24 protein-coding genes are annotated in these 23,356 nt (G+C 60.1%); 6 read left to right on the top strand and 18 right to left on the bottom strand.

The features are described 5' to 3' along the window. Positions 1-75 precede the first annotated feature (75 nt). The 14 genes from ACR0K4_RS03665 to ACR0K4_RS03730 all read right to left on the bottom strand — a co-directional run bounded on the left by ACR0K4_RS03665 (position 76) and on the right by ACR0K4_RS03730 (position 15,967). Positions 76-1,713, bottom strand: coding sequence for an ABC transporter ATP-binding protein (locus ACR0K4_RS03665; protein ID WP_480852855.1), 1,638 nt, complete (start codon positions 1,711-1,713; stop codon positions 76-78). Next, on the bottom strand, positions 1,710-2,567 hold the full coding sequence (locus ACR0K4_RS03670) for an ABC transporter permease (RefSeq protein WP_480517282.1): 858 nt from the start codon (positions 2,565-2,567) through the stop codon (positions 1,710-1,712). The genes ACR0K4_RS03665 and ACR0K4_RS03670 overlap by 4 nt, the downstream gene beginning before the upstream one ends. After that, a complete protein-coding gene (locus ACR0K4_RS03675) occupies positions 2,564-3,520 on the bottom strand; it encodes an ABC transporter permease (protein WP_480517280.1) in 957 nt (318 codons plus the stop codon). Before ACR0K4_RS03675 ends, ACR0K4_RS03670 begins: the two co-directional genes overlap by 4 nt. A 1-nt stretch (position 3,521) precedes the next feature. After that, positions 3,522-5,108: an ABC transporter substrate-binding protein gene (locus tag ACR0K4_RS03680; RefSeq protein WP_480852856.1), complete on the bottom strand. Its 1,587-nt coding sequence runs from the start codon at positions 5,106-5,108 to the stop codon at positions 3,522-3,524. A gap of 125 nt (positions 5,109-5,233) precedes the next feature. After that, positions 5,234-7,228, bottom strand: a complete 1,995-nt coding sequence (locus ACR0K4_RS03685) for a CocE/NonD family hydrolase (protein WP_480852857.1) — start codon at positions 7,226-7,228, stop codon at positions 5,234-5,236. A 41-nt stretch (positions 7,229-7,269) separates the two neighbouring features. Further along, positions 7,270-8,373, bottom strand: coding sequence for a glycerate kinase type-2 family protein (locus ACR0K4_RS03690; protein ID WP_480852858.1), 1,104 nt, complete (start codon positions 8,371-8,373; stop codon positions 7,270-7,272). Next, positions 8,373-8,810: a D-aminoacyl-tRNA deacylase gene (gene dtd, locus ACR0K4_RS03695; RefSeq protein ID WP_480852859.1), complete on the bottom strand. Its 438-nt coding sequence runs from the start codon at positions 8,808-8,810 to the stop codon at positions 8,373-8,375. The genes ACR0K4_RS03690 and dtd overlap by 1 nt, the downstream gene beginning before the upstream one ends. 33 nt (positions 8,811-8,843) lie before the next feature. Continuing rightward, entirely contained in the window at positions 8,844-9,524 is a 681-nt protein-coding gene (locus ACR0K4_RS03700; RefSeq protein WP_480852860.1) for a nitroreductase, read from the bottom strand. A gap of 54 nt (positions 9,525-9,578) precedes the next feature. Next, positions 9,579-10,667: a TFIIB-type zinc finger domain-containing protein gene (locus ACR0K4_RS03705; protein WP_480852861.1), complete on the bottom strand. Its 1,089-nt coding sequence runs from the start codon at positions 10,665-10,667 to the stop codon at positions 9,579-9,581. 33 nt (positions 10,668-10,700) lie between these two features. Next, complete coding sequence (locus ACR0K4_RS03710) at positions 10,701-11,849, bottom strand: SPFH domain-containing protein (protein WP_480852862.1); 1,149 nt, start codon at positions 11,847-11,849, stop codon at positions 10,701-10,703. 22 nt (positions 11,850-11,871) lie between these two features. Next, positions 11,872-12,864 (bottom strand): DUF2927 domain-containing protein, encoded by a 993-nt coding sequence (locus ACR0K4_RS03715; protein WP_480852863.1) that lies wholly within the window; start codon positions 12,862-12,864, stop codon positions 11,872-11,874. Next, complete coding sequence (locus ACR0K4_RS03720) at positions 12,839-14,029, bottom strand: toxic anion resistance protein (protein ID WP_480517262.1); 1,191 nt, start codon at positions 14,027-14,029, stop codon at positions 12,839-12,841. The genes ACR0K4_RS03715 and ACR0K4_RS03720 overlap by 26 nt, the downstream gene beginning before the upstream one ends. 30 nt (positions 14,030-14,059) lie before the next feature. Then, positions 14,060-14,974, bottom strand: coding sequence for a 5-bromo-4-chloroindolyl phosphate hydrolysis family protein (locus ACR0K4_RS03725; protein ID WP_480852864.1), 915 nt, complete (start codon positions 14,972-14,974; stop codon positions 14,060-14,062). Positions 14,975-15,151: 177 nt separating this feature from the next. Further along, the gene (locus tag ACR0K4_RS03730) at positions 15,152-15,967 is read right to left on the bottom strand and encodes a pseudouridine synthase (protein ID WP_480852865.1); all 816 of its coding nucleotides are present in this window, start codon (positions 15,965-15,967) and stop codon (positions 15,152-15,154) included. A 61-nt stretch (positions 15,968-16,028) separates the two neighbouring features. On the opposite strand from ACR0K4_RS03730, the gene ACR0K4_RS03735 reads away from it, so the two are divergent. Then, complete coding sequence (locus ACR0K4_RS03735) at positions 16,029-16,481, top strand: nucleoside deaminase (protein ID WP_480517256.1); 453 nt, start codon at positions 16,029-16,031, stop codon at positions 16,479-16,481. 1 nt (position 16,482) lies between these two features. Here ACR0K4_RS03735 and ACR0K4_RS03740 read toward each other — a convergent pair whose 3' ends face one another. Beyond that, positions 16,483-17,658, bottom strand: a complete 1,176-nt coding sequence (locus tag ACR0K4_RS03740) for a M24 family metallopeptidase (protein WP_480852866.1) — start codon at positions 17,656-17,658, stop codon at positions 16,483-16,485. Next, entirely contained in the window at positions 17,658-18,350 is a 693-nt protein-coding gene (locus ACR0K4_RS03745; protein ID WP_480852867.1) for a metal-dependent hydrolase, read from the bottom strand. Before ACR0K4_RS03745 ends, ACR0K4_RS03740 begins: the two co-directional genes overlap by 1 nt. A 58-nt stretch (positions 18,351-18,408) precedes the next feature. On the opposite strand from ACR0K4_RS03745, the gene ACR0K4_RS03750 reads away from it, so the two are divergent. Beyond that, positions 18,409-19,083 (top strand): ceramidase domain-containing protein, encoded by a 675-nt coding sequence (locus ACR0K4_RS03750; RefSeq protein WP_480852868.1) that lies wholly within the window; start codon positions 18,409-18,411, stop codon positions 19,081-19,083. Here ACR0K4_RS03750 and ACR0K4_RS03755 read toward each other — a convergent pair. After that, a complete protein-coding gene (locus ACR0K4_RS03755) occupies positions 19,056-19,619 on the bottom strand; it encodes a DUF4202 domain-containing protein (protein WP_480517248.1) in 564 nt (187 codons plus the stop codon). The genes ACR0K4_RS03750 and ACR0K4_RS03755 overlap by 28 nt on opposite strands. A 142-nt stretch (positions 19,620-19,761) precedes the next feature. Continuing rightward, complete coding sequence (locus tag ACR0K4_RS03760; protein WP_480517246.1) at positions 19,762-19,920, bottom strand: hypothetical protein; 159 nt, start codon at positions 19,918-19,920, stop codon at positions 19,762-19,764. Between the two features lie 241 nt (positions 19,921-20,161). Between ACR0K4_RS03760 and gatC the strand changes: the two genes are divergently transcribed. From gatC to ACR0K4_RS03780, 4 genes are read left to right on the top strand one after another with little or no spacing between them, the layout of a single operon-like run. Next, positions 20,162-20,449, top strand: a complete 288-nt coding sequence (gene gatC / locus ACR0K4_RS03765; protein ID WP_170325838.1) for an Asp-tRNA(Asn)/Glu-tRNA(Gln) amidotransferase subunit GatC — start codon at positions 20,162-20,164, stop codon at positions 20,447-20,449. Between the two features lie 3 nt (positions 20,450-20,452). After that, positions 20,453-21,940, top strand: coding sequence for an Asp-tRNA(Asn)/Glu-tRNA(Gln) amidotransferase subunit GatA (gene gatA, locus ACR0K4_RS03770; RefSeq protein WP_480852870.1), 1,488 nt, complete (start codon positions 20,453-20,455; stop codon positions 21,938-21,940). 40 nt (positions 21,941-21,980) lie between these two features. Then, positions 21,981-22,679, top strand: coding sequence for a hypothetical protein (locus ACR0K4_RS03775; RefSeq protein WP_480852871.1), 699 nt, complete (start codon positions 21,981-21,983; stop codon positions 22,677-22,679). Continuing rightward, positions 22,630-23,343 (top strand): N-acetylmuramoyl-L-alanine amidase, encoded by a 714-nt coding sequence (locus tag ACR0K4_RS03780; protein WP_480852873.1) that lies wholly within the window; start codon positions 22,630-22,632, stop codon positions 23,341-23,343. The genes ACR0K4_RS03775 and ACR0K4_RS03780 overlap by 50 nt, the downstream gene beginning before the upstream one ends. Positions 23,344-23,356: the final 13 nt, after the last annotated feature.

Here is a 23,356-nt window from a genome sequence, read left to right on the forward strand (position 1 = left end):
CACGTCCGGGATAGCAAAATCCCGACACGGTTGCGCCGGGATCTCGAAGTTTCCTGAAACTGGCGCACGTGGCAGTCAGTTCCCGGCGCTTTCCATCTTGCGATGGGCGACGACCTCTTCCAGCCATCCCAACTGCATCTCGGGAACCGAACTGAGCAGCAGGTCGGTATAATCGTCAAACGGCGGGCTCAGCACCTGCGATTTTGAACCGTACCGCGCTACGCGCCCCTGATACATCACCGCGATGCTGTCGCTGATCGCGCGCACCGTGGCCAGATCGTGTGTGATGAACAGATAGGCCACATCCTCGATCTTCTGCAGGTCCAGCAGCAGTTTCAGGATGCCATCCGCCACCAGCGGGTCCAGCGCCGAGGTGACCTCATCGCAGATGATCATCTTGGGCTTGGCCGCGAGCGACCGCGCGATGCAGACACGCTGTTTCTGACCACCCGACAGCTCTGCCGGATAGCGATCCATGAACGTCTCGCCCAGTTCGATCTCATCCAGCAGTTCGATGATCCGCTTGCGCTTTTCGGCGCCGCGCATGTTGAAGTAGAACTCCAGCGGGCGACCGATGATCGTGCCAACGGTCTGGCGTGGGTTCATCGCGACATCGGCCATCTGATAGATCATCTGCAACTCGCGCAGATCCTCGCGGGTGCGGCCCTTGAGATCGGGGCTGAGCTTGCGCCCGGCAAAGGTGATCTCACCATCGCGCGGCGGCAGCAGGCCAGTGATCACCCGCGCCAATGTGGACTTGCCCGAACCGGATTCGCCCACCACCGCCAGCGTCTGCCCCGGATGAAGCTCGACATTGACGTTGTGCAGCACATCGAAATTCAGCCCCTTGTAGCGCGCCGTGATGCCGTCGACCTGCAGCACCGGTTCGGGCGTGGGCTGTTTTTCCTCGTGCTCGATGGACCGGACCGAGACCAATGCCTGTGTGTACTCTTCCTGCGGATTGTTGATGATCTGGTCCGTGGTGCCGTATTCGACCGTGTCACCCATTTTCAGAACCATGATGTCATCGCTGACCTGCGCCACAACGGCAAGGTCGTGGGTGATATAGAGCGCGGCAACACCGGTATCGGCGATGGCCTCTTTGATGGCCATCAGAACGTCGATCTGCGTGGTCACGTCCAGCGCCGTGGTGGGTTCGTCGAACACCACAAGATCGGGTTCAGGACACAGCGCAAGCGCCGTCATGCAGCGTTGCAACTGGCCGCCCGAAACCTGATGCGGGTACCGCTCACCGATATTGTCCGGGTCGGGCAGGCCAAGTTTGGCGAACAGTTCACGCGCGCGGGCCTCGGCCTCTTTGCGGCTGAACTTTTTCTGTTCGACCGCAGCCTCGACCACCTGATCCATGATCTTTTTGGCCGGGTTGAACGACGCGGCAGCGGATTGGGACACATAGGTGACCTCACCCCCACGCAGCTTGCGGATATCCTTGAGAGATGTCTTCAGGATATCGCGCCCGCTCACCCAAACCTCGCCGCCGGTGATCTTAACGCCACCCCGGCCATAGGCCATCGAGGCCAGACCGATGGTGGATTTCCCGGCGCCGGATTCGCCAATAAGCCCCAGCACCTTGCCGCGTTCGAGGTCAAAGCTGACCCCGTGCACGATCTCGATGTCATGGGGTTTCTCACCCGGCGGATAGACGGTCGCGCCGATCTTGAGGTCGCGGACCTTGAGAAGGGTATCACTCATCCCCGGCCTCCTTTCAGCGATGTGGTACGGTTCAGAACCCAGTCAGCCACCAGATTGACCGAGATCGCCAAAGTTGCGATGGCCACGGCGGGCAACAGGGCGGCGGGAATGCCGTAGACGATGCCTTCCTTGTTTTCTTTCACGATGCCGCCCCAATCGGCCTCGGGCGGTTGTACGCCAAGGCCAAGGAACGACAGGGTCGAGACGAACAGAACGGCGAAGATAAATCGCAGGCCCATTTCGGCCACCAGTGGCGACAGGGCGTTTGGCAGGATTTCGCGGAAGATGATCCAGCCGGTTTTCTCGCCCCGTAGACGCGCGGCTTCGACATAATCCATGACGGTGATGTCGACAGCCACGGCGCGGGCCAGACGATAGACGCGGGTCGAATCCAGCAGGCCCATGACCACGATCAGGATCGGCACGGTCACCGGCATCACCGACAGGACCACAAGGGCAAAGATCAGCGTCGGGATTGACATGATCAGATCGACAAATCGGGACAGCACCTGATCGACCCAGCCGCCCATCACGGCGGCAAAGAAGCCAAGGACCGAGCCGGTCACAAACGATAGGATCGTCGCGGCCGTTGCGATGAAGATGGTGGTGCGCCCGCCATAGATCATCCGGCTGAGAAGATCGCGTCCGATATTGTCGGTGCCCAGCCAGAAATTTGATTCAGTGAAACCGGCAGGGGCGATCCCAAGCATGATTTCGATCTTCGAGGGTTCCCAGACATCGCCAACCACCTCGGCCATGCCGTAAGGCGCGATGAGCGGCGCGAGCAGCGCCATGAGAAAGTAGAGGGCCGTGAGGAACAACCCGATCATTGCAGAAATAGGAATGTTCTTCATTTCGGATGCCTCAGACGCGGGTTGGCCAGGATCGAAACGATGTCGGCGATCATGTTGAGGCCGATATAGACGGCGGCGAAAACCAGCCCGCAGGCCTGTACCACCGGAACGTCGCGTTTTGCCACGTGGTCCACCAAATACTGCCCCATGCCGGGATAGACAAAGACCACCTCGATCACCACGACGCCCACCACCAGATAGGCGAGGTTCAGCATCACGACGTTAACGATGGGCGCGATGGCGTTCGGAAAGGCATGGCGCGCAATTACCTGAAACCCGGTCAGACCTTTGAGTTCGGCTGTTTCGATATAGGCCGATTGCATCACGTTCAGAATCGCCGCGCGGGTCATGCGCATCATGTGCGCCAGAACCACCAGCGTCAGCACCATGACAGGCAGCGCGATGGCCTGAAGCTTCTGCAGCAGGCTCATATGATCGCCGATCATCGCGACCGAGGGGAACCAGCCCAGTTTCACGGCGATGAAATACATCAGCAGATAGCCGATCAGGAATTCAGGGATCGAGATCGAGGCAAGGGTCACAGCCGAGATCAGCTTGTCGGGCCAGCGATCTTTGTACCGCACCGCGATCAGACCCAGCAGGATGGCAAGCGGCACCGAAATAATGGCGGCCCAGAAGGCCAGAAACAGGGTATTCGACATGCGTTGACCGATACTCTCGGCAATGTCACGACCATTGGTCAGCGCAGTTCCCAGATCGCCTTGCAACGCGGCGAACAGCCAGTCGAAATAGCGGGACACAGCGGGTTCGTTCAGGCCCAGTTCTGCACGCAGATTGGCGAGCGCTTCGGGGGTTGCGGACTGGCCAAGGATCGATTGGGCCACGTCGCCGGGCAGGATAAGCGTACCGGCGAAAATCAGCACCGATACGGCCAACAAAAGCAAAAGGCCCAGCGCAACGCGCTGGACCACAAGTTTCATCGCGATTCCCATATCAGGCAGCAACCCACATGGTCATCGGAGCGTAGAAGTTATTCAGGTCAAAGCCGGGGTGGTTCTCGACCCAACCGTCCAATTCGACTGAAAATGCGTCGATAAAGTCATTGAACATCGGGCAGATCAGCCCGCCTTCGTTTTGGACGATGGTGCCCATATCCGCGTACATCTGCTTGCGCTTGTTGTTGTCAAGCTCTCCACGCGCAGCAAACAGCAACTGATCGAACTGTTCGTTGAAGAAACGGGTGTCGTTCCAGTCTGCCGAAGACAGATACGCAGTCGAATACATCGAGTCTTGTGTGGGGCGTCCGCTCCAATAGCTGGTGCAGAAAGGCTGGGCGTTCCACACTTCTGACCAATACCCGTCATTGGGCTCGCGCTTGATCTCGATGTTGATGCCTGCGGTCGCGCAGGATTGTTGGAACAGTGCCGCTGCATCCGGCGCTCCTGGGAACGAGTTGTCCGAGGTTCGTAAAAGGATCGAGCCGTCAAAACCGGATTCCTTAAGATGGAACTTGGCCTTGTCCGGATCATATTGGCGCTGCTCCAACGCGGTGAACAGAGGATAAGATGCGTTAACCGGAATATCGTTGCCGATCGAGCCATAGCCGAACAGAATCTTGTCGACCATTTCCTGACGGTTCATGGCGTATTTCAGCGCCAGCCGCAGGTCTTTGTTGTCGAACGGCGCAGTATTGCAGTGCATGATAAATACATAGTGGCCGGGGCCAGCGGTGGTCTGCACGTTGATATTGGGTGCACGTTCAACCAGCTTCGCTGTCCGCGGCGGGACACGGTTGATCATGTGCACCTGTCCGGATTGCAGCGCCGCCACCCGCGCGGTGTCGTCGTTGATGACGATTAACTCGATAGTGTCGGCATGACCGATGGAATCGTCCCAATAGTTAGGATTCTTTTCGCCGACAAAACGCACGCCCGGCTCGACATCTTTCAGAATGTAGGGTCCAGTGCCGATCGCAGCGGTCGGATCATCCTTGCCGCCGTTGGGTTGGATCATCAAGTGATAATCGGTCAGTAAGAATGGCAGGTCGGCATTCGGCTCGCTCAATTCGATGATGAATTGATTACCTTCGGCGCGCATATTCTGGATGCCGCGCATAATGCCCAGGGCCCCGGATTTGGTGTCTTCGCCGGAGTGTCGTTCCATCGTGGCCAATACGTCGTCAGCCGTCAATTCCTTACCATTTGAGAAGCTGACGCCCGAGCGAATGGTGAAGGTCCAGACACGTGCGTCGTCGGATGCTTCGAACTCTTCAGCCAAGCGGTTCGACAGTCCACCTCCTGGTGCCAGTTCCAGCAGAGGCTCGCCCCAAAGGCGCAGAACCTGTGTCGCGGTCGAGTTTGCAGCAACCGCCGGGTCCAGGCTGTCGGAAGACCCGCCGCCTTGAATTCCAACGCGGATGGTGCCGCCTTTGACGGGTCCTGCTGCACGTGCGGCCGTTGCAAAGACGCTACCTGCCATGGCGACGGACACACCCAGGGCCGCCGCCCTGCCCATGAATTCACGGCGCGACATTTTCCCCGTCGCGACCAGTTTAGACATGTGAGTGAGTTGATCGTTCATCCAGTAATCTCCCAGTTGTATGGATGTTCTGCCCGTTGTCGGGCTTTTTATTGACGCATGAGTCAACGTTGGCGCATTTCGGTCCACCGGGCAAGGTCTAATGTCCTGTCACCCGGGGTCGGAATTCACATCTGGTTGCGTGGTACCTTGTCCTCCAGATTTTTTGAGAACACCAATTCTTCGTTCTCAAAGGCGCTTACTGATGCTCTGAGGTAAAAGTGGGTTTTGTCTGACCACATCTCGCAACTGGTTTGGGTGCGCAATTTATGCGCATCGCGCTCCAACTCTTGCGTCCATTGACAAGACCCACGGGCGGTCAGCGGATCGTCGGGATGAATGGACCACATCTCGGAAGCCGTGCTGCCATTGATCAAACCGTGATCTTCGTCCTGCACTTTGCCAAAGTCGTCTTCGATAATCAGGTGTACGGTTCCGGTGTTCATATCCACCTCAACGCGCCGCACGTTTTTGGCATCGTGTAACTGCGTCACCGACCGGGGCTCGGCCGAATCCGGAGGCGCAAAGTGGCACTCGTCCGATGTCGCCGCATCGCGGGTGGGAAGGGTGATCTGCCCGCCGGTCAGATGCAGTTCGGTGCTTTCGGGTGACGGCCAGATCAGCGGCCAATAGGCGCTTGAGATGGCAACCCTCAGGCGGTGACCCTTGGGCACACGATAGGCGATGTGGTCCAGATCAAGCGCTACATCATATACCTGACCCGGCTTTAACGGGGTGGGTTGGGCGTGGCTGTCACGATGGGTCAGGTTCAGCACGCCATAGGTTATCCGGGTAGATGCGCCATCGGGATGCAGATGATTCAGGCGCACGGCCACTTGTGCCTGCGGGGTGTCGGCGCTGATCTTCAGCTGGATGCGTGGGGCACCCACAATGTCCAGATCACCTTCAAGCGGCGCACCGTCGAAACAGGCGGACAATGCGTCGTCGCCGCGCTGATCTCCGGGCATGTCCGGGCCCAGCCAGATTGCGCAATACTCGCCGCTTTCCATTCCACAATTGTGTGGCGAGCGAATGCGGGTATTCAGCGGGCCGTCACTGCCAAGCCCAGTGTCCGTCAATGCAAAGATTTGACACGGGATATGCGAGGTGGCCCCCGAGTCCTCGGCGATCCAGTGCCCCGATCGCTCGGCGTACCAGCGGGCAGGCCTGACACCGTCCATCAAATACGCGCGGTAGTCGGGGTCATTTTCGACACCGGTCTCTATCCCTTTCAGCCAGCGGTCCCACCAGCGCAAGGCTTCCTGCAGGAACCCTATGCGGGGCTCGGGTACGGCGAAATGGGGGTACTTATGCACCCAGGGTCCAACGATCCCCTTGACCGGAGCGCTCAGGCCTTCAACCAGCCAGGGCACCGTGTTCTTGTAAGCATCACCCCATCCGCCCACGGCCAGAGTTGCGGCTTGGATCGCGCTGAAATCTTCGCAGACCGAGCCATGTTGCCAATACGCGTCCCGCGCCTGATGACGCAGCCAGACCGAGGGCAAGAACGGCTCATTCTCCAACCGATCCAGCCAGATTTCGCGCCAGTCCGGTCTCAATTCCGGGTCCGGCGCGCGGGAAGAATAGGACCACATCGTCGCGCCCCAGCCCAGGTTCTCATTGAGCAGGCAGCCACCTTTGTAATGGATATCATCCGCATATCGGTCTGCAGTAGAGCAGAGCGTGATGATCGCCTTCAACGCCTCGGGGCGCATTGCGGCGACCTGCAGCGCGTTGAAGCCGCCCCAGCTGATCCCCATCATGCCGACCGCACCCGTGCACCACGGCTGATCCGCCAGCCACCGGATCACTTCCACGGCATCGTCCAGCTCTTGCTGGGTGTATTCGTCCTCCATCGTCCCTTCGCTGTCGCCATTGCCGCGCATGTCGACGCGGATGCAGGCATAGCCGCGCCGGGCAAACCAGGGGTGGGTCAGCGCATCCCGCGTGGTGGTGCCATCGCGCTTGCGATAGGGCAGGTATTCCAGAATGGCCGGGACAGGGTTTGCTTCGGCATCCCTTGGTTTCCAGACGCGGGCCGAAAGGCGGCACCAATCGGGCATGTGGATACCCATATCCGGCAGGTCTTCGATGTCCCGCAGGGAATTGGCGTTAAGCGTCATGGTCTGAACGGCCTTTCACTCTGAGGAACACAACCGCCGCGCTATCTTCGGATCGCGACAATCAGGTCCATTACGTTTGTTCCGGTCGGGCCTGTGACCAGTAGCGCGTCAGCCTGTTCCAGAAAGCTTCCGCTATCGGCGCGGGCCAAAGCCTGTTCTGCCCCGTCGTCCCATGTGCTGCCATCCACAATGGCCCCCGCAGCCTCGGTCGGTCCGTCCGTCCCGTCTGTTCCGCCCACGATCAGAGTGATCCCGTCGCACCCGGCGATCTCGCGGGCCAGCGCGAGGCCCAGCGCCTGATTGCGCCCCCCACGTCCCGGGTTTTCCGGAAGAACCACGGTGGGTTCGCCGCCAAAGATCATGGCGCCCGGTGCCATGTCCCGCAGGCGCGGACCCAGCTTGGCAGCGATGGCCAGGAAGTCGTCGTGCAGCGATTCCTCTTTCGCCAACAGCGCGAGGCCACGATCCGCTGCCGATTTCGCCGCTGCCGACCGCGCGATGGCGTTGGAGGCGACGATCCGGGTTGTCGCCTGATAGTCGTGATTTTCAGGCAATGCGCCGATCCCCGAGCCGATGACGGCAATATCATCTCCGGGCACGTCCGAGATCGCCAGTACCGTGACCTGCCGGCCGTTGAAAAATGACAAAAGCCCGCCGCCCTTGATCCGCGACAGCCGCCGCCGCTGGGCGTTCATCGCGGTGATGTCCAAACCTTCGGACAGCAAGCTTTTGTTCAGGGCGGCGAGGTCGCTCAGTTCCGCGCCCGCGACCAGATCCTCGGCCAGAGAAGACGCCCCGCCAGAAACCAGCAGCAACAGATGGGCTTCGGCACCTAACGCTTCGACCGCTTCGCGCAGGGCTTTGCCGGCGGTCAGACTGCGTGCGTCTGGAACCGGATGCGATGCCTCGATGACCCGCGTGCCCGAGGGCAGATCATCAGCGTGGCCATCCTTGGTGACGATCAGGGCCGGAACCGGGCCAAACTGGTCCAGCGCGGCCTGCGCCATTGCAGCTGCGGCTTTGCCTACGGCCAGAACGCAGTCGGGTTTCTCCACCGTGCCAAGTGCGTTTTGGGTTGCGGTATAGCCATCGACAGCCGCCACTCCGGCGCGCCAGATTTCCAGGGCGTGTGTTTTGTCTTGCATCAGCTTTCCATCCAGATTGTGACCGGCCCGTCATTAATAAGCTCGACCGCCATGTCGGCCCCGAAAGCACCGGTTTCGACCGGTATCCCCAGCGCCTTCAGGTCGATGACAAACCGATTGTAAAGCCGTTCGCCCTCGGCCGCGGGGGCTGCGCCGGAAAATCCGGGCCGGTTTCCGCGCGACGTGTCAGCCGCCAGAGTGAATTGACTGACCACCAGTGCCGAACCACCGATATCCCTGATCGATCGGTTCATCTTACCAGCCTCATCCTTGAAAATCCTGAGTTTCGAGATTTTCTCGGCCAATTGACCCGCTTGTGCGTCGTCATCGCCCTGCATCGCGCAGACAAGGATCATCAGACCCGGCCCGGTTTTGCCAATCACCGCCCCGCCGGTTGAAACCGAGGCACCGGAAACTCTTTGCAACAGCGCACGCATTTTGTGGGGTTCGCCCTTTATTGTTTCAACAGATTAATCGCGCCAGTCGATGATTTCGTCCAAACCGGCGCGGTCGGTGCGAAACCCGTTGGCGGGATGGTCCGTGTCCGAATACCCAAACGAGATCGCGCACAGGATCAGTCGATCGTCCCCAATGCCGAAATACCGGTGAAGGAATGGTCCGTAACTGGCCACCGCTGCCTGTGGGATGGTTGCAACCCCCAGCGCTTGTGCAGCCAGCGAAAATGCGGTCACAAAGCCTCCGCAATCCATCGCGCCATAGGGGCCTAGCTCGGACGGGCTGGAAATGATCGCGCAATGTGGCGCACCAAACAGCGAGAAATTCTCCATCATCTGCTGCGCCGATGCTGCCCGGTCACCTTTTGCAACCCCGACCGCATCATAAAGAGACCACCCGCATGCCCTGCGTCTGTCGGCGTAGACACCGGAATATCCGGTCGGAAAGGGCAGATCCGGCGCGGGTGCGCCATGGCTTGCTTCATCCATCAGGGCCTGCCGAAACCGGTCCGTTTCGGCTTGGTCGGTGATGACGACCTGCCAGGGTTGTGCATTACACCAGCTGGGAACATGCCGGGCGCTGCGCACGATCTGTTCGATGATGTCCCGAGGCACCGGATCAGGTCGGAACGCGCGACACGAATGCCGCTGTTTCAGCAGGTCATCTAGAACAGAGAGTGTCACAGTGTGCCCCATCAGTTTCGGGGAAAATGAACGCCGAAGCCAGATTAGGCAAGACGTGATTATCCGTCACTGGCCGGTTGCGGCCAGATACCCGACACCGGCGGCCACCAACAGACCGACGCACACGGCCAAGGTGATCTTGATCGCCGACCAGGGCCGTTCGCCCTGAACCCGGCCCGTCCGTCCATTGATGACGAAGCGATAGCTTTGCCCGCGATACTTGTAGGCGGCCATCCAGACCGGCAGCAGGATGTGTTTGAACGTGATATCGCGCATATCGGTTTCAACGGCGTGGATCCGCTGCCGGTCGCCGCCAATATCGAACCTTACATCCCGTTCAATCACCCGCGCCATATGCGCCCTTGCTTCCTGATACCCGTCCTGCAGATCGACAGTGTAGGCTTCGGCCCTGAACCCGGCCAGATATTCCGGCTGATAGGGTTCAAGGGCCGCCAGGTCCCAGGGCTCCAGCGCATCGGTGTAGCTTTTGGGCAAGGACCGCGAGGCCAGAACCAGAACATCATCAAAAAACCGCGCGACCCGGCCCGATTTCGGGGACCACCGCACCTTGGCCACCTGTTGCTGCACGCGCTTGCCGTCGCGCGTGACCGTGCGGGTTTCATAATAGACAACGCCACGTTCCCCTCGGTAGGCGGATTTCGTATCCGCATCGAAGGTCCAGTACGGAACGTAAATCCCCTGCATCTTTCGTCCCTTGCGGGCGTAATCCTTCAGCCCGTTCGGCGCAAACCACAACCGGCCCAACCAGTCTTCCATGGCTTTATGTGCCGCGCGCTCATCGACGCCAAAAGGCAACACGCCGCGTGGCTTGATATGACGGCTGATCCCGGTATCGGTCACAACCGGTGTGGCGCAGAACGGGCATTCGGCGGCATGAGTGTTGGGGTCAAACTCAACCTGCGCGGCACAGTTCGGGCAGGTCAGAACGCGCGTTTCTTCAATTTCGGTCTCGGGCAAGGTATCCGACTGTGCCGCGTCGAAATCCAGCTCGCGCAGACTGGCCCTGCCCCATGGGCCAGAGCCAATCTGTTCTGAATGCCCGCAATGATTACAGGTGAGCGTGCCGTTGCCGGGATCAAACCGGTAATCTGCGCCACATTGCTCGCAGGGGAAACGGTGTTCGCTTGATGTCATGAAACAGCCTTGCTGATTGAGACTTTGAAACAATCACACCCCCGGAGGCGGAGGCGGCAAGATCGTGAACAACTGCGCCAGCTCCTGCACCTCTCCGGCCTTTTTCCAGCCGTCCTGACCGGCGGTCCAGACATGGGTGTCGCGGGTCAGTTGCCCTTCGGTCGCCATACGCCCCATCTTGGCCTTCGAGAACGGCCCGCTGGTCTGCCTATTCACCGCGATATGCCAGACATGCTCAACGGGCGGAGGAGGAGGCGGTGCCGTATGTGCCGCGGGTTGCGGGTCAGCGGGGGCGGGACCGCCCCAGGGGCCGCTCGGCTGACCCGCTGCCATGTTCGACATCTGCTGCGCCATTGCCATCCCCATGCCCATGCCAAGACCGGCCCCCATGCCACCGCCCTGACCGGGGTTATTGGCCGCCGCCGTCATCGCCTCGGCTGCGGAGTATTGGGTAAACTTGCCCAGATCTCCGGCCAGCCCCATCGACGTGCGCTTGTCCAGCGCCGCTTCGACTGCAGGCGGCAACGAGATGTTCTCGATATAAAATTCGGGCATCTCTAACCCGTACCCATCCAGAACGGGCGAAACTTCGGCGGCGATCAGCTTGCCCAGATCGGCAGTGTTCGCGGCCATGTCCAGAACCGGGATACCTGATCCGGCAATGACGCGGCTGAACTCCTGCACAATGATGTTGCGGATCTGAAAGCTGATCTCGTCCATGGTGAACTCACCATCGGTGCCGACGATCTCGACCAGGAATTTCGCCGCATCTTTCACCCGCACCGTATAGGTGCCGAATGCCCGAATACGTGTCGGGCCGAACTCGGGGTCGCGCAGCATGATCGGGTTCTTGGTGCCCCATTTCAGGTCATTGAACCGGGTCGTGTTGACGAAGTAGATCTCGGATTTGAAGGGCGACTGGAACCCGTGATCCCAATGCTGCAACGTCGTCAGGATCGGCATGTTGTTGGTCTCAAGCATATAGAGACCCGGCGTGAACACGTCCGCCAGTTGCCCCTCATGCACAAACACCGCCGACTGGCCTTCGCGCACGGTCAGCTTGGCGCCGTATTTGATCTCGTGACCCTCACGCTCGAAACGCCAGACCATGGTGTCGCGGGTGTCGTCGACCCAATGAATGACGTCGATGAATTCTCCGGTCAGAAAATCGAATATTCCCATTGGGGTTCTCCTGTTCACGGGGTCAGAGCGGCTGACCCATCATTTCTCGGGTGATGATGCGCACCACGGGGCGGGCCTGCTCGACAGTTGTGCCGGGTTCGAGACGCGGATCGTACAGCATGCTCAGCAGCTTTTCGTCATGACTGGTCAAAAGCGCAAATTCGTCATCGTCGTTGAAAATCGACGGGCGCGCGGCGGGGCTGTCATTCGGCAGACCCAGACCTTGCGCGATTTCTTCGTGTATGCAGCTGAGGCGCACAAGATCCGGCAGTTCTGCGCGGATCAGCGCAACCGCGCGCACATAGACATTAGGCGAGTTGCTTGTCGCGGAGGCGAAGACAAAACAATCGAACGAGGCGCGCGGGTTGGCAATCAGTTCCAGCGCGGATTGCCCGATATTCGGAACAAGTTGCTTGACGCGCGAGACCAGATAACTTGCGTCATCCTTTCCGGCAAAGAACACGTGAAAGTTCCCGTTCCGGCTGACGGTCGAGATCGGATGGTCTGTCAGTTTTGCCAGTCTTTTGGCATAGGCGGTGACGCGGGCCTTGTCTTCGTCGCGCACGTTCGGCGGGACCGAGGGGCCAAATTCCGGCTGGATGCGCACTGGTCCCGTCCAGCGGCTCAGCTGTCCATCGGTCTGACGGGAACCGATAGCAATCGCGTCATCGGGATACTCGCTGTAAAACGCGATGGTTTCGAAATTGCGGGCCAGATCGTCGGCCTCGTAGGGCGTGTCCGGCCCGCCGCCATCAATCCGCAGCAATCCACGGGTCAGCAGGTCAGTTTGAATGCGATCATAGAACCGGGCCAGATCCTGACTGGCGGCCGAGGCCGGAACATAGGCATTGGCTGCAGTTTGCGAGGGCGTCGGCCGGGCCTCGGGTATGATCGAGGTGACCGGCGCAGTTTCGCAGGCGGCCAGGCCCAGCAGGCCGACCACCGCAAGAGCTGATCTGAACTTCCCCGCAGGGATCACCAATCTGTCCTCAGCCCGGTACTGCCGTTCCGGCATTGTCCCCAATCCCGTCCTGCCGTGCCTTGGCAGAGGCCAGCGTGTCGCGCAATTCAGCTTCCATCTTCTGCAATTCCTGTTCGGCGGCCGCACGTTTGGCTTTGCCTTCATCGGCAATCGCAAGACTTTCGTTGATCGTGCCGATCAGGTCCGCATTGGCCTGTTTGACGGCCTCGATGTCGAACACACCGCGTTCCATTTCTTCGCGGATCATCTTGTTCGACTCGCGCAGATTGGCGGCGTTTGCAGTCAGCAGTTCGTTGGTCAGATCATTGGCGTCACGCACCGCCGAGGCCGCTTCGGCGCTGCGTTGAATGGTGACCGCCTGTGCCAGCTGCGTTTCCCACAGAGGCACGGTATTGACCAACGTCGAGTTGATCTTGGTTACCAGAGACTTGTCATTTTCCTGCACCAGCCGGATCGACGGCAGCGATTGCATGGTCACCTGCCGTGTCAGCTTCAGGTCGTGCACCCGGCGCTCCAGATCATCTCGTGCGGCACGCAGGTCGCGCAATTCCTGCGCCTTCATCACCTGGTTTTCTTCGGGGGCAGCCTGAACCTCGGCCTCTTTTTCGGGGATGTCGTGGCTGTCCAGCTCGGTCAGCTTTTCTTCGCCCGCCGCGATATAAAGCGCCAGTTCGTCATAAAACCCCAGCGTCTTTTCATACAGCACATCCAATGACTTGATGTCTTTCAACAGCGTATGTTCGTGGCTTAGCAGGTCATCGGTGATACGGTCTATCTGGCCCTGAACTTCTTCGAATTGCGCGGTAAATTTGGCAAAGGGCGCTGCTTTGCCCATCAGCTTTTCCCACCAGCTGCGTTCGCGCCTTACATCCAGTTCGCTGATGGAAAACCCGCGGATCGTCGTGACGATGTTGCGCAGGCTGTCGCCAGCCGGTCCCACATCCTTGTTGCGCACATCAGCCAACATGGCCTGGCTGATCTCCTGCAGTTCAGCTTGCGCGGAAGAGCCGAAGGACACGATCGAGTTGGTGTTGCCCATGTCGATCTCATCCATGCGTTTGCGGATTTCTGCCCCCACGGGTTCATCGGCTTCCTCCAACGCAACCACGGCTGTACTTGGCTCGGGCAGGGTGACTGCTGTCACTTCCTGAACCAGAGCTTCGGCCTCGACCGCTTTGTTTTTGATATCTTCGGACATGGGGGCAATCCTCACTCAAATAATGGCCGGTCAATCCAACCGGACGCCTTCGCGCTGCAATCTTTCGCGCAGCACGTCAATTTCAACCGTCAGATCACTGCGGTCATCCAAAAGCAGCTTGCGGGTTCGGGCTGCGAAATTCTGTTCGAGATCGTCCAGCAGGGCCGTGTAATCGGCCATCGCCTGACTGTCGCGGGTGCGCGCATAAACATCCGCAAACTTGACCGTCGCATCGCGGGCGCCCTGCAGGTAAACCGTCAGGTACTTGCGGGCACCGGCCAGGTCCCGGGGGTCTTCCTCGACCGTGCGAAACAGATCACGGGCGGTATTCTGAAACCGCTCCACACGCGCTTCGATCTTGCGATCACCCGCGCGTTTGATTGCATCGCTCATTTCGGTCAGGCGGGATTCTGCATCTTCCACAACCCGCGCGACGCGATCCTGCTGGAAGGTATCGACGCCCTCCATGCCTTTGTCTTTCAACGGATCGAGCCCGAAGGAAACAGAGTGCAATACGGTCGCGGCCGCGCCGAACAGCAGCGGGGCCAACAGGCTGGCCTGTGCGACAGCGTCTGCATCCAGATACTCGGTTCGGTAAGAGGCCAAAGCAGCGCCAAGCCCGGTCAGCACACTGGCGAATATCTTGCGCGGAAACGCCGGGCGGCGGGCTGTCCGGCGCGCATGATACGCCGCCTCGGCGCGCAATCCTTCGCGCAACAAAAAGGCTGCGGCAGTCAGCAAACCGGCAGCCACCAGCCCGATGGTCATACCAACTGCGCCATCGTTGAGGGATAAAAACACCAGAGGAATTGCGGGCAGAAACAGAATGTTCGCGCGCGCGCCTGCAGGTTCGACACGTGCACCGTCAAACTGCCCCCGCGGTTGTGCATCGGGCTCCGAGTTGTCGCCCTGCGGGCTGAATTTGCCGCCATAGCGTTTGGCCATGACCCTACAGCCCTCCCAACACGCCAGTGCAAAGGCCAAACAATAGCAAAAGCAAGACCACATAGGTCAGTTTCTGCACTCCGGTCCCGGACATATCGCCCCCTGGTTTGACCACATTCACGAAAAATTTAGGGTATCAGGGGGCGCGGTGCTAGGGGAAAGGTTGCCTAACCTGCGTCACTTGCGAGGTTTCTTGCCGATCGGCGCGCGATTTCGATGCGGGCGCGACGGGCGCTTTGCGGATGAGGTTGGTTTTTCCTCGGCATCCAGCCCCAATTGATCGCGCATAACGCGGCGGCGGATTTCCTCGACCTCGCCGGGTTTCAGATTGCCCAGCTGAAATGGACCGTAAGACACCCGCAGCAGACGGTTCACCACGTATCCGATATCTTCGATGGCGCGACGAATCTCGCGGTTTTTGCCTTCGCGCAGGCCGATGGTCAGCCAGGCGTTGGCCCCTTGTTGACGATCCAGCGAGACTGTCATGGGCTGAAACCGTTCGCCCCCGATCACCAAACCTTTGCGCAGCGGTTCAAAATCTTCATCCTTGGGTCGACCGTTCACCCGGACGCGATACTTGCGCAGCCAGCCGGTCGCGGGCAGTTCCAGCTTGCGCTTGATGCCACCATCATTTGTCAGCAGCAGCAACCCTTCGGAATTCAGATCCAGCCGCCCGACGCTCATCACCCGGGGCATGTCTTCGGGCAGTTTGTCGAAAATCGTCTCGCGCCCTTTTTCATCGCGCGCGGTTGTCACCAGACCCGAAGGTTTGTGATACAGCCAAAGCCGCGCGGGCTCGGGCTCAGATACCGGTTTGCCGTCCACGGTGATCCTGTCCTTGGGCGTGACGTTCAGCGCGGGGCTGGTGATGGCCTTGCCATTCACGGTGACACGACCTGCTTCTATCATGCGTTCAGCCTCGCGGCGCGAGGCGACACCGGCACGGGCCAGTACTTTGGCGATCCGGTCGCCGGGTGGGGGAGTGTTGCTCATCCCCGGGCCATAGCGCATCCGCGCGGCTTGCGAAAGGCAGGTTTCTGGGGCAGTCAGAAGCATGGAGTTCAGATCGCATATGAAACTGGCGCTGGAACAGGCGCAGGCCGCAGCCGACCGTGGCGAGGTGCCGGTTGGAGCCGTAATCGTGGCGCCGGGCGGGCGAATTGTCGCCATGGCTGGCAATCGCACGCGGGAACTGAATGATCCAACGGCGCACGCCGAGATTCTGGCCTTGCGTGCCGCATGTGCCGAGGCCGGATCAGAGCGCCTGCCGGATCACGATCTTTACGTGACTCTGGAACCTTGCGCGATGTGCGCCGCAGCCCTGGCCGCAGCGCGCATACGGCGGATTTATTATGGTGCATCCGATCCGAAATCGGGCGGGGTTGCCCATGGTGCGCGCGTATTCTCGCATCCTCAGTCCCATCACCGTCCCGAAATCTACGACGGGATCGCCGCTGATGAGGCCGCCGCCATGCTGCGCGCTTTTTTTGCTGCGCAGCGTGCGTGACTCAGGCCGCTTTCACCACCATTTCGCGCGGGATATCGGCCAGAGCGGAACCTCCATCCGGTGTCACCACGAAGCTTTCAGTAATGGCCAAACCCCAGTCCGGCGTCCAAAGGCCGGGCATCAGGTGAAACGTCATGTTTTCTTGCAGAATTGTCTGATCGCCGGGCCGCAAACTCATGGTGCGTTCCCCCCAATCTGGCGGATAGCTGAGGCCGATGGGATATCCGGTTCGGTTGGCCTTGACGTAGCCCGCCTTGGCGAAGCTGTCATAGACGCACTGCGCCACGTCCTCGCAAACAGCGCCGGGGCGCGCGGCGGTCAGGGCATCGTCGATGGCGGTCAAAACAGCGGTTTCAGCGCGCCGAATGTCCTGCGGCGGTTCGCCCAGAAACAGGCTGCGGCTGGCCGGGCAGTGATAGCGCCTGAAACAACCGGAAATTTCAAAATATGTCGCCTCGCCGCGCTTCAAAGGCCGGTCGTTCCATGTGATGTGCGAGGCGGAGGCCTCGGTCCCCGAAGGCGCAATGGGCACGATTGCCGGGTAATCCCCGGGCAGATCGGGCAGACCCGCCACACCGGCGGCCTGAACCTCGGCCACCAGTTGGTTCTTGGGCATCCCTTCGCGAAAGGCCGCGCGTAATACTGAATGCATATGGCCAGTCAGACTCCCAGCTTTGCGCATCATCGCGATCTCGGTGTCGCTTTTGACTGCCCGCTGCCAGTTCACAAGGCCCGTTGCATCGATCAAAGCCTTGGCCCCGAAGGCGCGTTCCAGAATGCGGTGGCTGGCGGCAGAGTAGTAGTAGTTGTCCATTTCGACGCCCAGACCAGAGGTCCATCCGCGTGCGCGCAGCAACCCAACCAGCGAGTCGACGGGGTGGTGCTCGGAGTGTTGCACATGCTCTTCGGGCCAGTCATGCAGGTCGGACGCCTCAAGCCAGGTTGTCTGTGCCGCCCCCGCCTTGTCTTGCGTGCGACCCCACCACAGCGGCGCACCGCTGGCAGGCAGGATCACCATCTGCGGAACATAAAAGCTCCATCCATCATACCCGGTCAGCCAGGCCATGTTTGACGGGTCGGTGACCAGCAGAGTGTTAATCCCGTGCCGGTCCATCCCGGCACGGGTTTTGGCAATGCGCTGGGCGTATTCCTGCGCAGAAAAGTCAGATGCAGGCATCAGAGTGTGATCGCCTGCATCACCTCCGGTTCGATCACATCGACGCCGGGCAAACCGTTGATCAAAGGTTGTGCCGACTGTTCGAGGATCGGAAAGGTTTTGTAATGGCAGGGAATCACGGTTTTGAAGTCAAAGTAACGCTTGGCTGCATAGGCCGCGCCCGTCATATCCATGGTGAAATGTCCGCCTGCCGACAGAATTCCGATATCGGGTTTGTAGTAATCACCCATCCAGTCCATGTCGGCCATGATATCGGTGTCGCCTGACACATAAAGCATGTGCCCTTCGGCTGCGATCATATACCCGACCTCGGTCCCGCCAGACCGCAGCCCGTCAGGCGTGGAAAAGGTCGAGCTGTGGGACGCGGGGACCATCGACACTTTGACGCCGTTCAGGTCAACCGTACCGCCTTTGTTGAAGCCGACCGTTTCAATGCCCTCGGCTTCGGCCCAATACCCCATCAGATCATATTGTCCGACGACCGGCACCTTCAGGTGTTTGGCCAGCGGAAGGACATCGGCTACGTGATCAAAATGCGTATGGGTCAGCAGAATATACGTTGCTCCATCAACCGCATCGTCGTGCCGGTCCTCGGGCAGGACAGGATTGCCGGTCAGCCATGGATCGATCAGCAAAACCTGCCCCGCGGTTTCGATCCGAAAACTACCGTGACCCAGCCATATGATGTTCATCAACATTCCCTCCCAGAATTCGCTTGGAGACAGCCTAGCATCCGCTATGTAAAAATCCATGGACTGGACCAGAGAAATTGACGGCTATTGTGAGCGGCTGTCCCCCCACTATTGGGCCGAGCCGATCAATGCGGTGACCAACGCGGCGTTTCTGATTGCGGCGTACATCATGTGGCAGCGGGTGCGGGGGCAGGGGATGCCGCTGGCCTCTCTTCTGGTCGCCATACTGGCCATTATCGGTGTTGGCAGCTTCCTGTTCCACACACATGCGCAGGTCTGGGCGGCCATCGCGGACACAACGCCGATTCTGCTGTTCATTCTTGTCTACATTTTTGCCATCAACCGCGACGTCTGGGGGATGAGGGCCAGCTACGCCCTGATCGGATCCCTGCTGTTCGTGCCCTATGCGGTGGCCACGGTTCCGCTGTTCCGGTTCGTGCCGGGGCTGGGCGGGTCATCCGCCTACGCACCGGTTCCGCTGTTGATCCTGATTTACGCGTTTCTGCTGCGGCACCGGGATCCCGCTCTGGCCCGGGGAATGGCGGTAGGGGCCGCCATTCTGATTGCGTCCATCACCTTTCGATCCACGGACATACCCCTGTGCGACCAGCTTCCATTAGGCACGCATTTCATGTGGCACATCCTGAATGCCATCATGTTGGGATGGATGATCGAGGTCTACCGGCGGTTCCTGATCCGGGGCTCTCAGTCGCGAAATGCCGCCGCCAGATGATCGGGCAGATCAAATTCTGACAGAACGCGCGCGCGCCCCCCGGCTGACATCTTGCGTGCGGTCTTTTCCACAATGCTTTGGATTTTCTCGTCGGAATGCTTGGCCGCGAAAGGCGCGAAATACCATTTGAGGAAGACAAAGCAGATCACATCCTCAAGCGCCTGCACCTCGTCGTCGCGCTTGATGCCCTGCTTGCGCAGCATCCGCTCGGCGGCCTCCAACTGATCTGCGCCGTATTCCGCCTGTTCCATCAACCCGCGAACAACTTCGGCGTGGTAGACGCCCTGCGCCTTGCGCCACGCCAGGTATCCGGCGCGTCCTTCGGGGTATTCGGTGCGCTTCAGCTTCCAGCGTTCTACGTGCTGACCCCGCGCGGCGATTTGCAGCGCGTCCGAGGCGTCGGGAAACAGCCGGTTCAATTCGGCACTCATCCGTTGGCCATAAAGCAAGGCCGCGGGCTGGCCGTCTTCAAGGGTGGGGTCTTGTGTATTGGCCGCATCAATTGCGTCCAGAACTGCTTGCTTGCGCGCGTCCATTCTCTGCTCCGTAGGTTTGCCGATCTGAAACCGGCTTGGTCTTGCAGAACCATGGTAGCGACTCGACGCCGTCAGCGCAGCAGCCATTTGCAGAAATTCCGGGTCGGGTGAGGAGTCCCCGACCCGGATACAGGGCGAGGGGTCAGTTGCCCTGTTGCGTGATGCTCTTTGTGGCTGGTTCCGAGACCGTTTCGGGGATGTTCAGGTCTCGTACAAGGCTGTTCATGGTTGGCCCGAACGCGTGGGCCTGTGCCGCGAATACAGTTGTGGCCAATACAAAGGCTGTCATGAACGTTTTCATAGTCTTAACTCCGATAGTGGCTGTGCCATGGCTATGAAATGAACTGTTCGGTGTAGTTTTTCAAGGCAAAAAATGAACTAATCAGTTTACTTTTTTGCATATAGGCTATGCAAAAATGAATGGCACTTTTGACGCCTTTTTGCGGTGGGTCGGCGTGACCGACAGGGCCGCGTTCGACCATGGTCTTGCGAGTGCTGCCCCGGACAGGTAAACGCCCCCTAAGCGTATATGAGGGTTACCGATGTCGATTGACCAAAGCACCGCCGCCAAGGTGGCCAAACTGGCCCGGATCAAGGTCGAGGATGATGCGCTGCCGGCGCTGGCATCCGAATTCAACACCATTCTTGGCTTCATCGAGCAACTCAACGAAGTGGATGTTGAAGGCGTCGAGCCGATGGTCTCGGTCGAGCCGATGCGCCTGAAGCGGCGCGAGGATGTGGTCACCGACGGAAACCAGCAGGACAAGGTTTTGGCCAACGCCCCCGACGCGCGCGAAGGGTTCTTTGCCGTCCCCAAAGTGGTGGAGTAAGACATGAGCGATCTGAACAAACTGGGCCTGGCCGAGGCCCGCGACGCGCTGCGTAAGGGTGATGTGACCTCGGTCGAGCTGACCGAATCCTGTCTCAAGGCAATTGACGACGCCGATGCGCTCAACGCATTTGTCCACAAAACACCCGAGCTTGCGCTGGAACGCGCCAGGGCTGCGGATGGGCGGATCAAGGCGGGCGACGCACCGTCGATGTGCGGCCTGCCAATCGGCATCAAGGACCTGTTCTGCACCAAGGGCGTGCCCTCGCAGGCGGCCTCGAAAATTCTGGACGGGTTCAAGCCGGAATACGAATCCACGGTTTCTCAGCAACTGGCCGATGCCGGTGCAGTGATGCTGGGCAAGCTGAACATGGACGAATTCGCGATGGGCTCGTCCAACGAAACCTCAACCTACGGCAATGCCGTCAGCCCGTGGCGGCGCGGCAATGATGATGCGCAACTGACGCCGGGTGGGTCTTCGGGTGGGTCCGCTTCGGCTGTGGCCGCCGACCTGTGTCTGGCTGCAACCGGCACCGACACCGGCGGCTCGATCCGCCAACCCGCCGCTTTTGTGGGCATCACCGGCATCAAGCCGACCTATGGCCGCTGTTCGCGCTGGGGCATCATCGCGTTTGCCTCCTCGCTCGATCAGGCCGGGCCGATGACCAAGAACGTGCGCGACGCGGCGATCATGCTGGAAACCATGTGTGGCCACGATGCCAAGGATTCGACCAGCGCCGAACTGGCGGTGCCGAATTTCGAAGCGATGCTGACCGGTGATATCAAGGGCAAGAAAATCGGTATCCCCAAGGAATACCGCATGGACGGCATGCCCGCCGAGATCGAAAAGCTGTGGTCCGACGGGGCCGCGATGCTGAAAGACGCAGGCGCCGAGATCGTCGATATCTCGCTGCCGCACACCAAATACGCGCTGCCCGCCTACTACGTGATTGCGCCTGCCGAGGCGTCCTCGAACCTCGCCCGCTATGACGGTGTCCGCTACGGCCGCCGCGCGCATCTGGCGCAGGGTGACGGCATTACCGAGATGTACGAGAAGACCCGCGCCGAGGGGTTCGGGCATGAGGTCCAGCGCCGTGTGATGATCGGCACCTATGTGCTGTCGGCAGGTTTCTACGACGCTTATTACAACCGCGCCCGCCGTGTCCGCACCCTGATCAAGAAAGACTTTGAGGATGTGTTTGCCGCCGGAATCGATGCGATCCTGACCCCGGCCACGCCTTCGGCTTCCTTCGGTCTGGGCGAAATGACCGAGGCCGATCCGGTTCAGATGTACCTCAACGACGTGTTCACCGTGACGGTGAACCTCGCGGGCTTGCCGGGTATCTCGGTGCCCGCGGGTCTGGACAAACAGGGTTTGCCGCTGGGTTTGCAGCTGATCGGGCGTCCTTGGGAAGAGGGCGACTTGCTCAACACCGCTTATGCGCTCGAAAATGCGGCCGGGTTTGTGGCCAAGCCCGGTAAATGGTGGTAAGCCTCGGGTCAGGCAAGACAACGAAAAGCGGAGCAGCCCTATGCGCAAATTGCTTCTGATTTCTGCCCTTGGCGCGGTTGCAGCCTGTGAAACGGTCGCCCCGGTCGAAGGCACCGGATTCAACACACCGCAGTATCAGGCGCAGCGCGAGGCGCAGCTTGCCGGGCAGGGCTATGCCGGCAACCCGTTCGGGCCACCGCAGCCGGTGTCCGAACTTCCCCTGACCGCCAGCGGAGAGCTTCAGCCCGCAACCTCAGACAGCGCCGCAGATATCGCCAACCAGACAGCGGCGGCGCTGGCCAGTACGTCCGGGCAACCCGCTCCTGCCGTGCCTGCGCCCAATACCGCCTCGATTTCCGACGAACAGGACTTCGCCGCAGTTTCCAACCGTCGCAGCATCGAGTCGGACGCCGCCCGGATCGCGGAAAATCGCCAGACCTATGAGGTTGTCGCCCCCACCGCCGTGCCCGAACGCGGCACGGATGGTCAACCGAACATCGTGCAATACGCGCTGAGTACGTCGAACCCGGTCGGGACACCTCTATACAGCCGCGCCGGGTTCAACCTTCAGGCCAAGGCCGACCGCAATTGCGCCCGTTTCCCATCCCCGGATCAGGCCCAGATCGAGTTCCTTTCGACAGGCGGCCCGCAACGGGACCGCAAAGGGCTGGACCCCGATGGAGACGGGTATGCCTGCAGTTGGGACCCGAGCCCGTTCCGTAGTGCCGTCAGCAACTGACGCTTTGCAACCGGTCTGGCATCCGTCGCCCAATTTCGGCCCGCGCCGGGATGGGCTGATCCCGACGCTGATCGTGATCCATTATACCGCGATGAACAGCGCATTGGCCGCGCTAGAGCGGTTATGTGACCCGTCTCACGAAGTTTCGGCTCATTACCTGATCGGTTCGGATGGCACGCTTTGGCAGATGGTGCGGGAAGCAGACCGTGCCTGGCATGCCGGGGTAGGGGAGTGGTGCGGGCACAGTGATATCAACTCACGTTCAATTGGAATCGAGCTCGACAATCGCGGCGATCATCCGTTCGCCGAGGCTCAGATGGCTACCCTTGAAGCCCTGCTTTTAGACATTCAAAACAGGTGGCGCATCCATGAAAGCGGTGTCATCGGCCATTCCGACATGGCACCGGGCCGCAAGATCGATCCCGGCCCCCGGTTCGATTGGCAGAGACTGGAACGCCAGAACCTGGCTCAAAATCGCGGCTCCGAAACCGCGTATCAAAACGCACCGATGCACAGTTTCCGCGTTTTGGCGCAAAAGGTCGGTTTCACTTCCGAAACCGACGACGCAACCCTGTTGGCCGCGGTCCGGCTCAGATTCCGTCCCTGGGCAAAGGGCCCTCTCGAACCGGCAGATTTCACCCCTTTGCGGCATACAAGACCTTAGACCCGATCCGCTC

The sequence above is a fragment of the Ruegeria sp. K11 genome (assembly GCF_056531905.1).

Excerpts from the sequence above, each read along its gene's own strand:
- ACR0K4_RS03665 (WP_480852855.1), bottom strand. The coding sequence starts at position 1,713 with ATGAGTGATACCCTTCTCAAGGTCCGCGACCTCAAGATCGGCGCGACC.
- ACR0K4_RS03670 (WP_480517282.1), bottom strand. The coding sequence starts at position 2,567 with ATGAAGAACATTCCTATTTCTGCAATGATCGGGTTGTTCCTCACGGCC.
- ACR0K4_RS03675 (WP_480517280.1), bottom strand. The coding sequence starts at position 3,520 with ATGGGAATCGCGATGAAACTTGTGGTCCAGCGCGTTGCGCTGGGCCTT.
- ACR0K4_RS03680 (WP_480852856.1), bottom strand. The coding sequence starts at position 5,108 with ATGAACGATCAACTCACTCACATGTCTAAACTGGTCGCGACGGGGAAA.
- ACR0K4_RS03685 (WP_480852857.1), bottom strand. The coding sequence starts at position 7,228 with ATGACGCTTAACGCCAATTCCCTGCGGGACATCGAAGACCTGCCGGAT.
- ACR0K4_RS03690 (WP_480852858.1), bottom strand. The coding sequence starts at position 8,373 with ATGCAAGACAAAACACACGCCCTGGAAATCTGGCGCGCCGGAGTGGCG.
- dtd (WP_480852859.1), bottom strand. The coding sequence starts at position 8,810 with ATGCGTGCGCTGTTGCAAAGAGTTTCCGGTGCCTCGGTTTCAACCGGC.
- ACR0K4_RS03700 (WP_480852860.1), bottom strand. The coding sequence starts at position 9,524 with ATGGGGCACACTGTGACACTCTCTGTTCTAGATGACCTGCTGAAACAG.
- ACR0K4_RS03705 (WP_480852861.1), bottom strand. The coding sequence starts at position 10,667 with ATGACATCAAGCGAACACCGTTTCCCCTGCGAGCAATGTGGCGCAGAT.
- ACR0K4_RS03710 (WP_480852862.1), bottom strand. The coding sequence starts at position 11,849 with ATGGGAATATTCGATTTTCTGACCGGAGAATTCATCGACGTCATTCAT.
- ACR0K4_RS03715 (WP_480852863.1), bottom strand. The coding sequence starts at position 12,864 with ATGCCGGAACGGCAGTACCGGGCTGAGGACAGATTGGTGATCCCTGCG.
- ACR0K4_RS03720 (WP_480517262.1), bottom strand. The coding sequence starts at position 14,029 with ATGTCCGAAGATATCAAAAACAAAGCGGTCGAGGCCGAAGCTCTGGTT.
- ACR0K4_RS03725 (WP_480852864.1), bottom strand. The coding sequence starts at position 14,974 with ATGGCCAAACGCTATGGCGGCAAATTCAGCCCGCAGGGCGACAACTCG.
- ACR0K4_RS03730 (WP_480852865.1), bottom strand. The coding sequence starts at position 15,967 with ATGAGCAACACTCCCCCACCCGGCGACCGGATCGCCAAAGTACTGGCC.
- ACR0K4_RS03735 (WP_480517256.1), top strand. The coding sequence starts at position 16,029 with ATGGAGTTCAGATCGCATATGAAACTGGCGCTGGAACAGGCGCAGGCC.
- ACR0K4_RS03740 (WP_480852866.1), bottom strand. The coding sequence starts at position 17,658 with ATGCCTGCATCTGACTTTTCTGCGCAGGAATACGCCCAGCGCATTGCC.
- ACR0K4_RS03745 (WP_480852867.1), bottom strand. The coding sequence starts at position 18,350 with ATGAACATCATATGGCTGGGTCACGGTAGTTTTCGGATCGAAACCGCG.
- ACR0K4_RS03750 (WP_480852868.1), top strand. The coding sequence starts at position 18,409 with ATGGACTGGACCAGAGAAATTGACGGCTATTGTGAGCGGCTGTCCCCC.
- ACR0K4_RS03755 (WP_480517248.1), bottom strand. The coding sequence starts at position 19,619 with ATGGACGCGCGCAAGCAAGCAGTTCTGGACGCAATTGATGCGGCCAAT.
- ACR0K4_RS03760 (WP_480517246.1), bottom strand. The coding sequence starts at position 19,920 with ATGAAAACGTTCATGACAGCCTTTGTATTGGCCACAACTGTATTCGCG.
- gatC (WP_170325838.1), top strand. The coding sequence starts at position 20,162 with ATGTCGATTGACCAAAGCACCGCCGCCAAGGTGGCCAAACTGGCCCGG.
- gatA (WP_480852870.1), top strand. The coding sequence starts at position 20,453 with ATGAGCGATCTGAACAAACTGGGCCTGGCCGAGGCCCGCGACGCGCTG.
- ACR0K4_RS03775 (WP_480852871.1), top strand. The coding sequence starts at position 21,981 with ATGCGCAAATTGCTTCTGATTTCTGCCCTTGGCGCGGTTGCAGCCTGT.
- ACR0K4_RS03780 (WP_480852873.1), top strand. The coding sequence starts at position 22,630 with ATGCCTGCAGTTGGGACCCGAGCCCGTTCCGTAGTGCCGTCAGCAACT.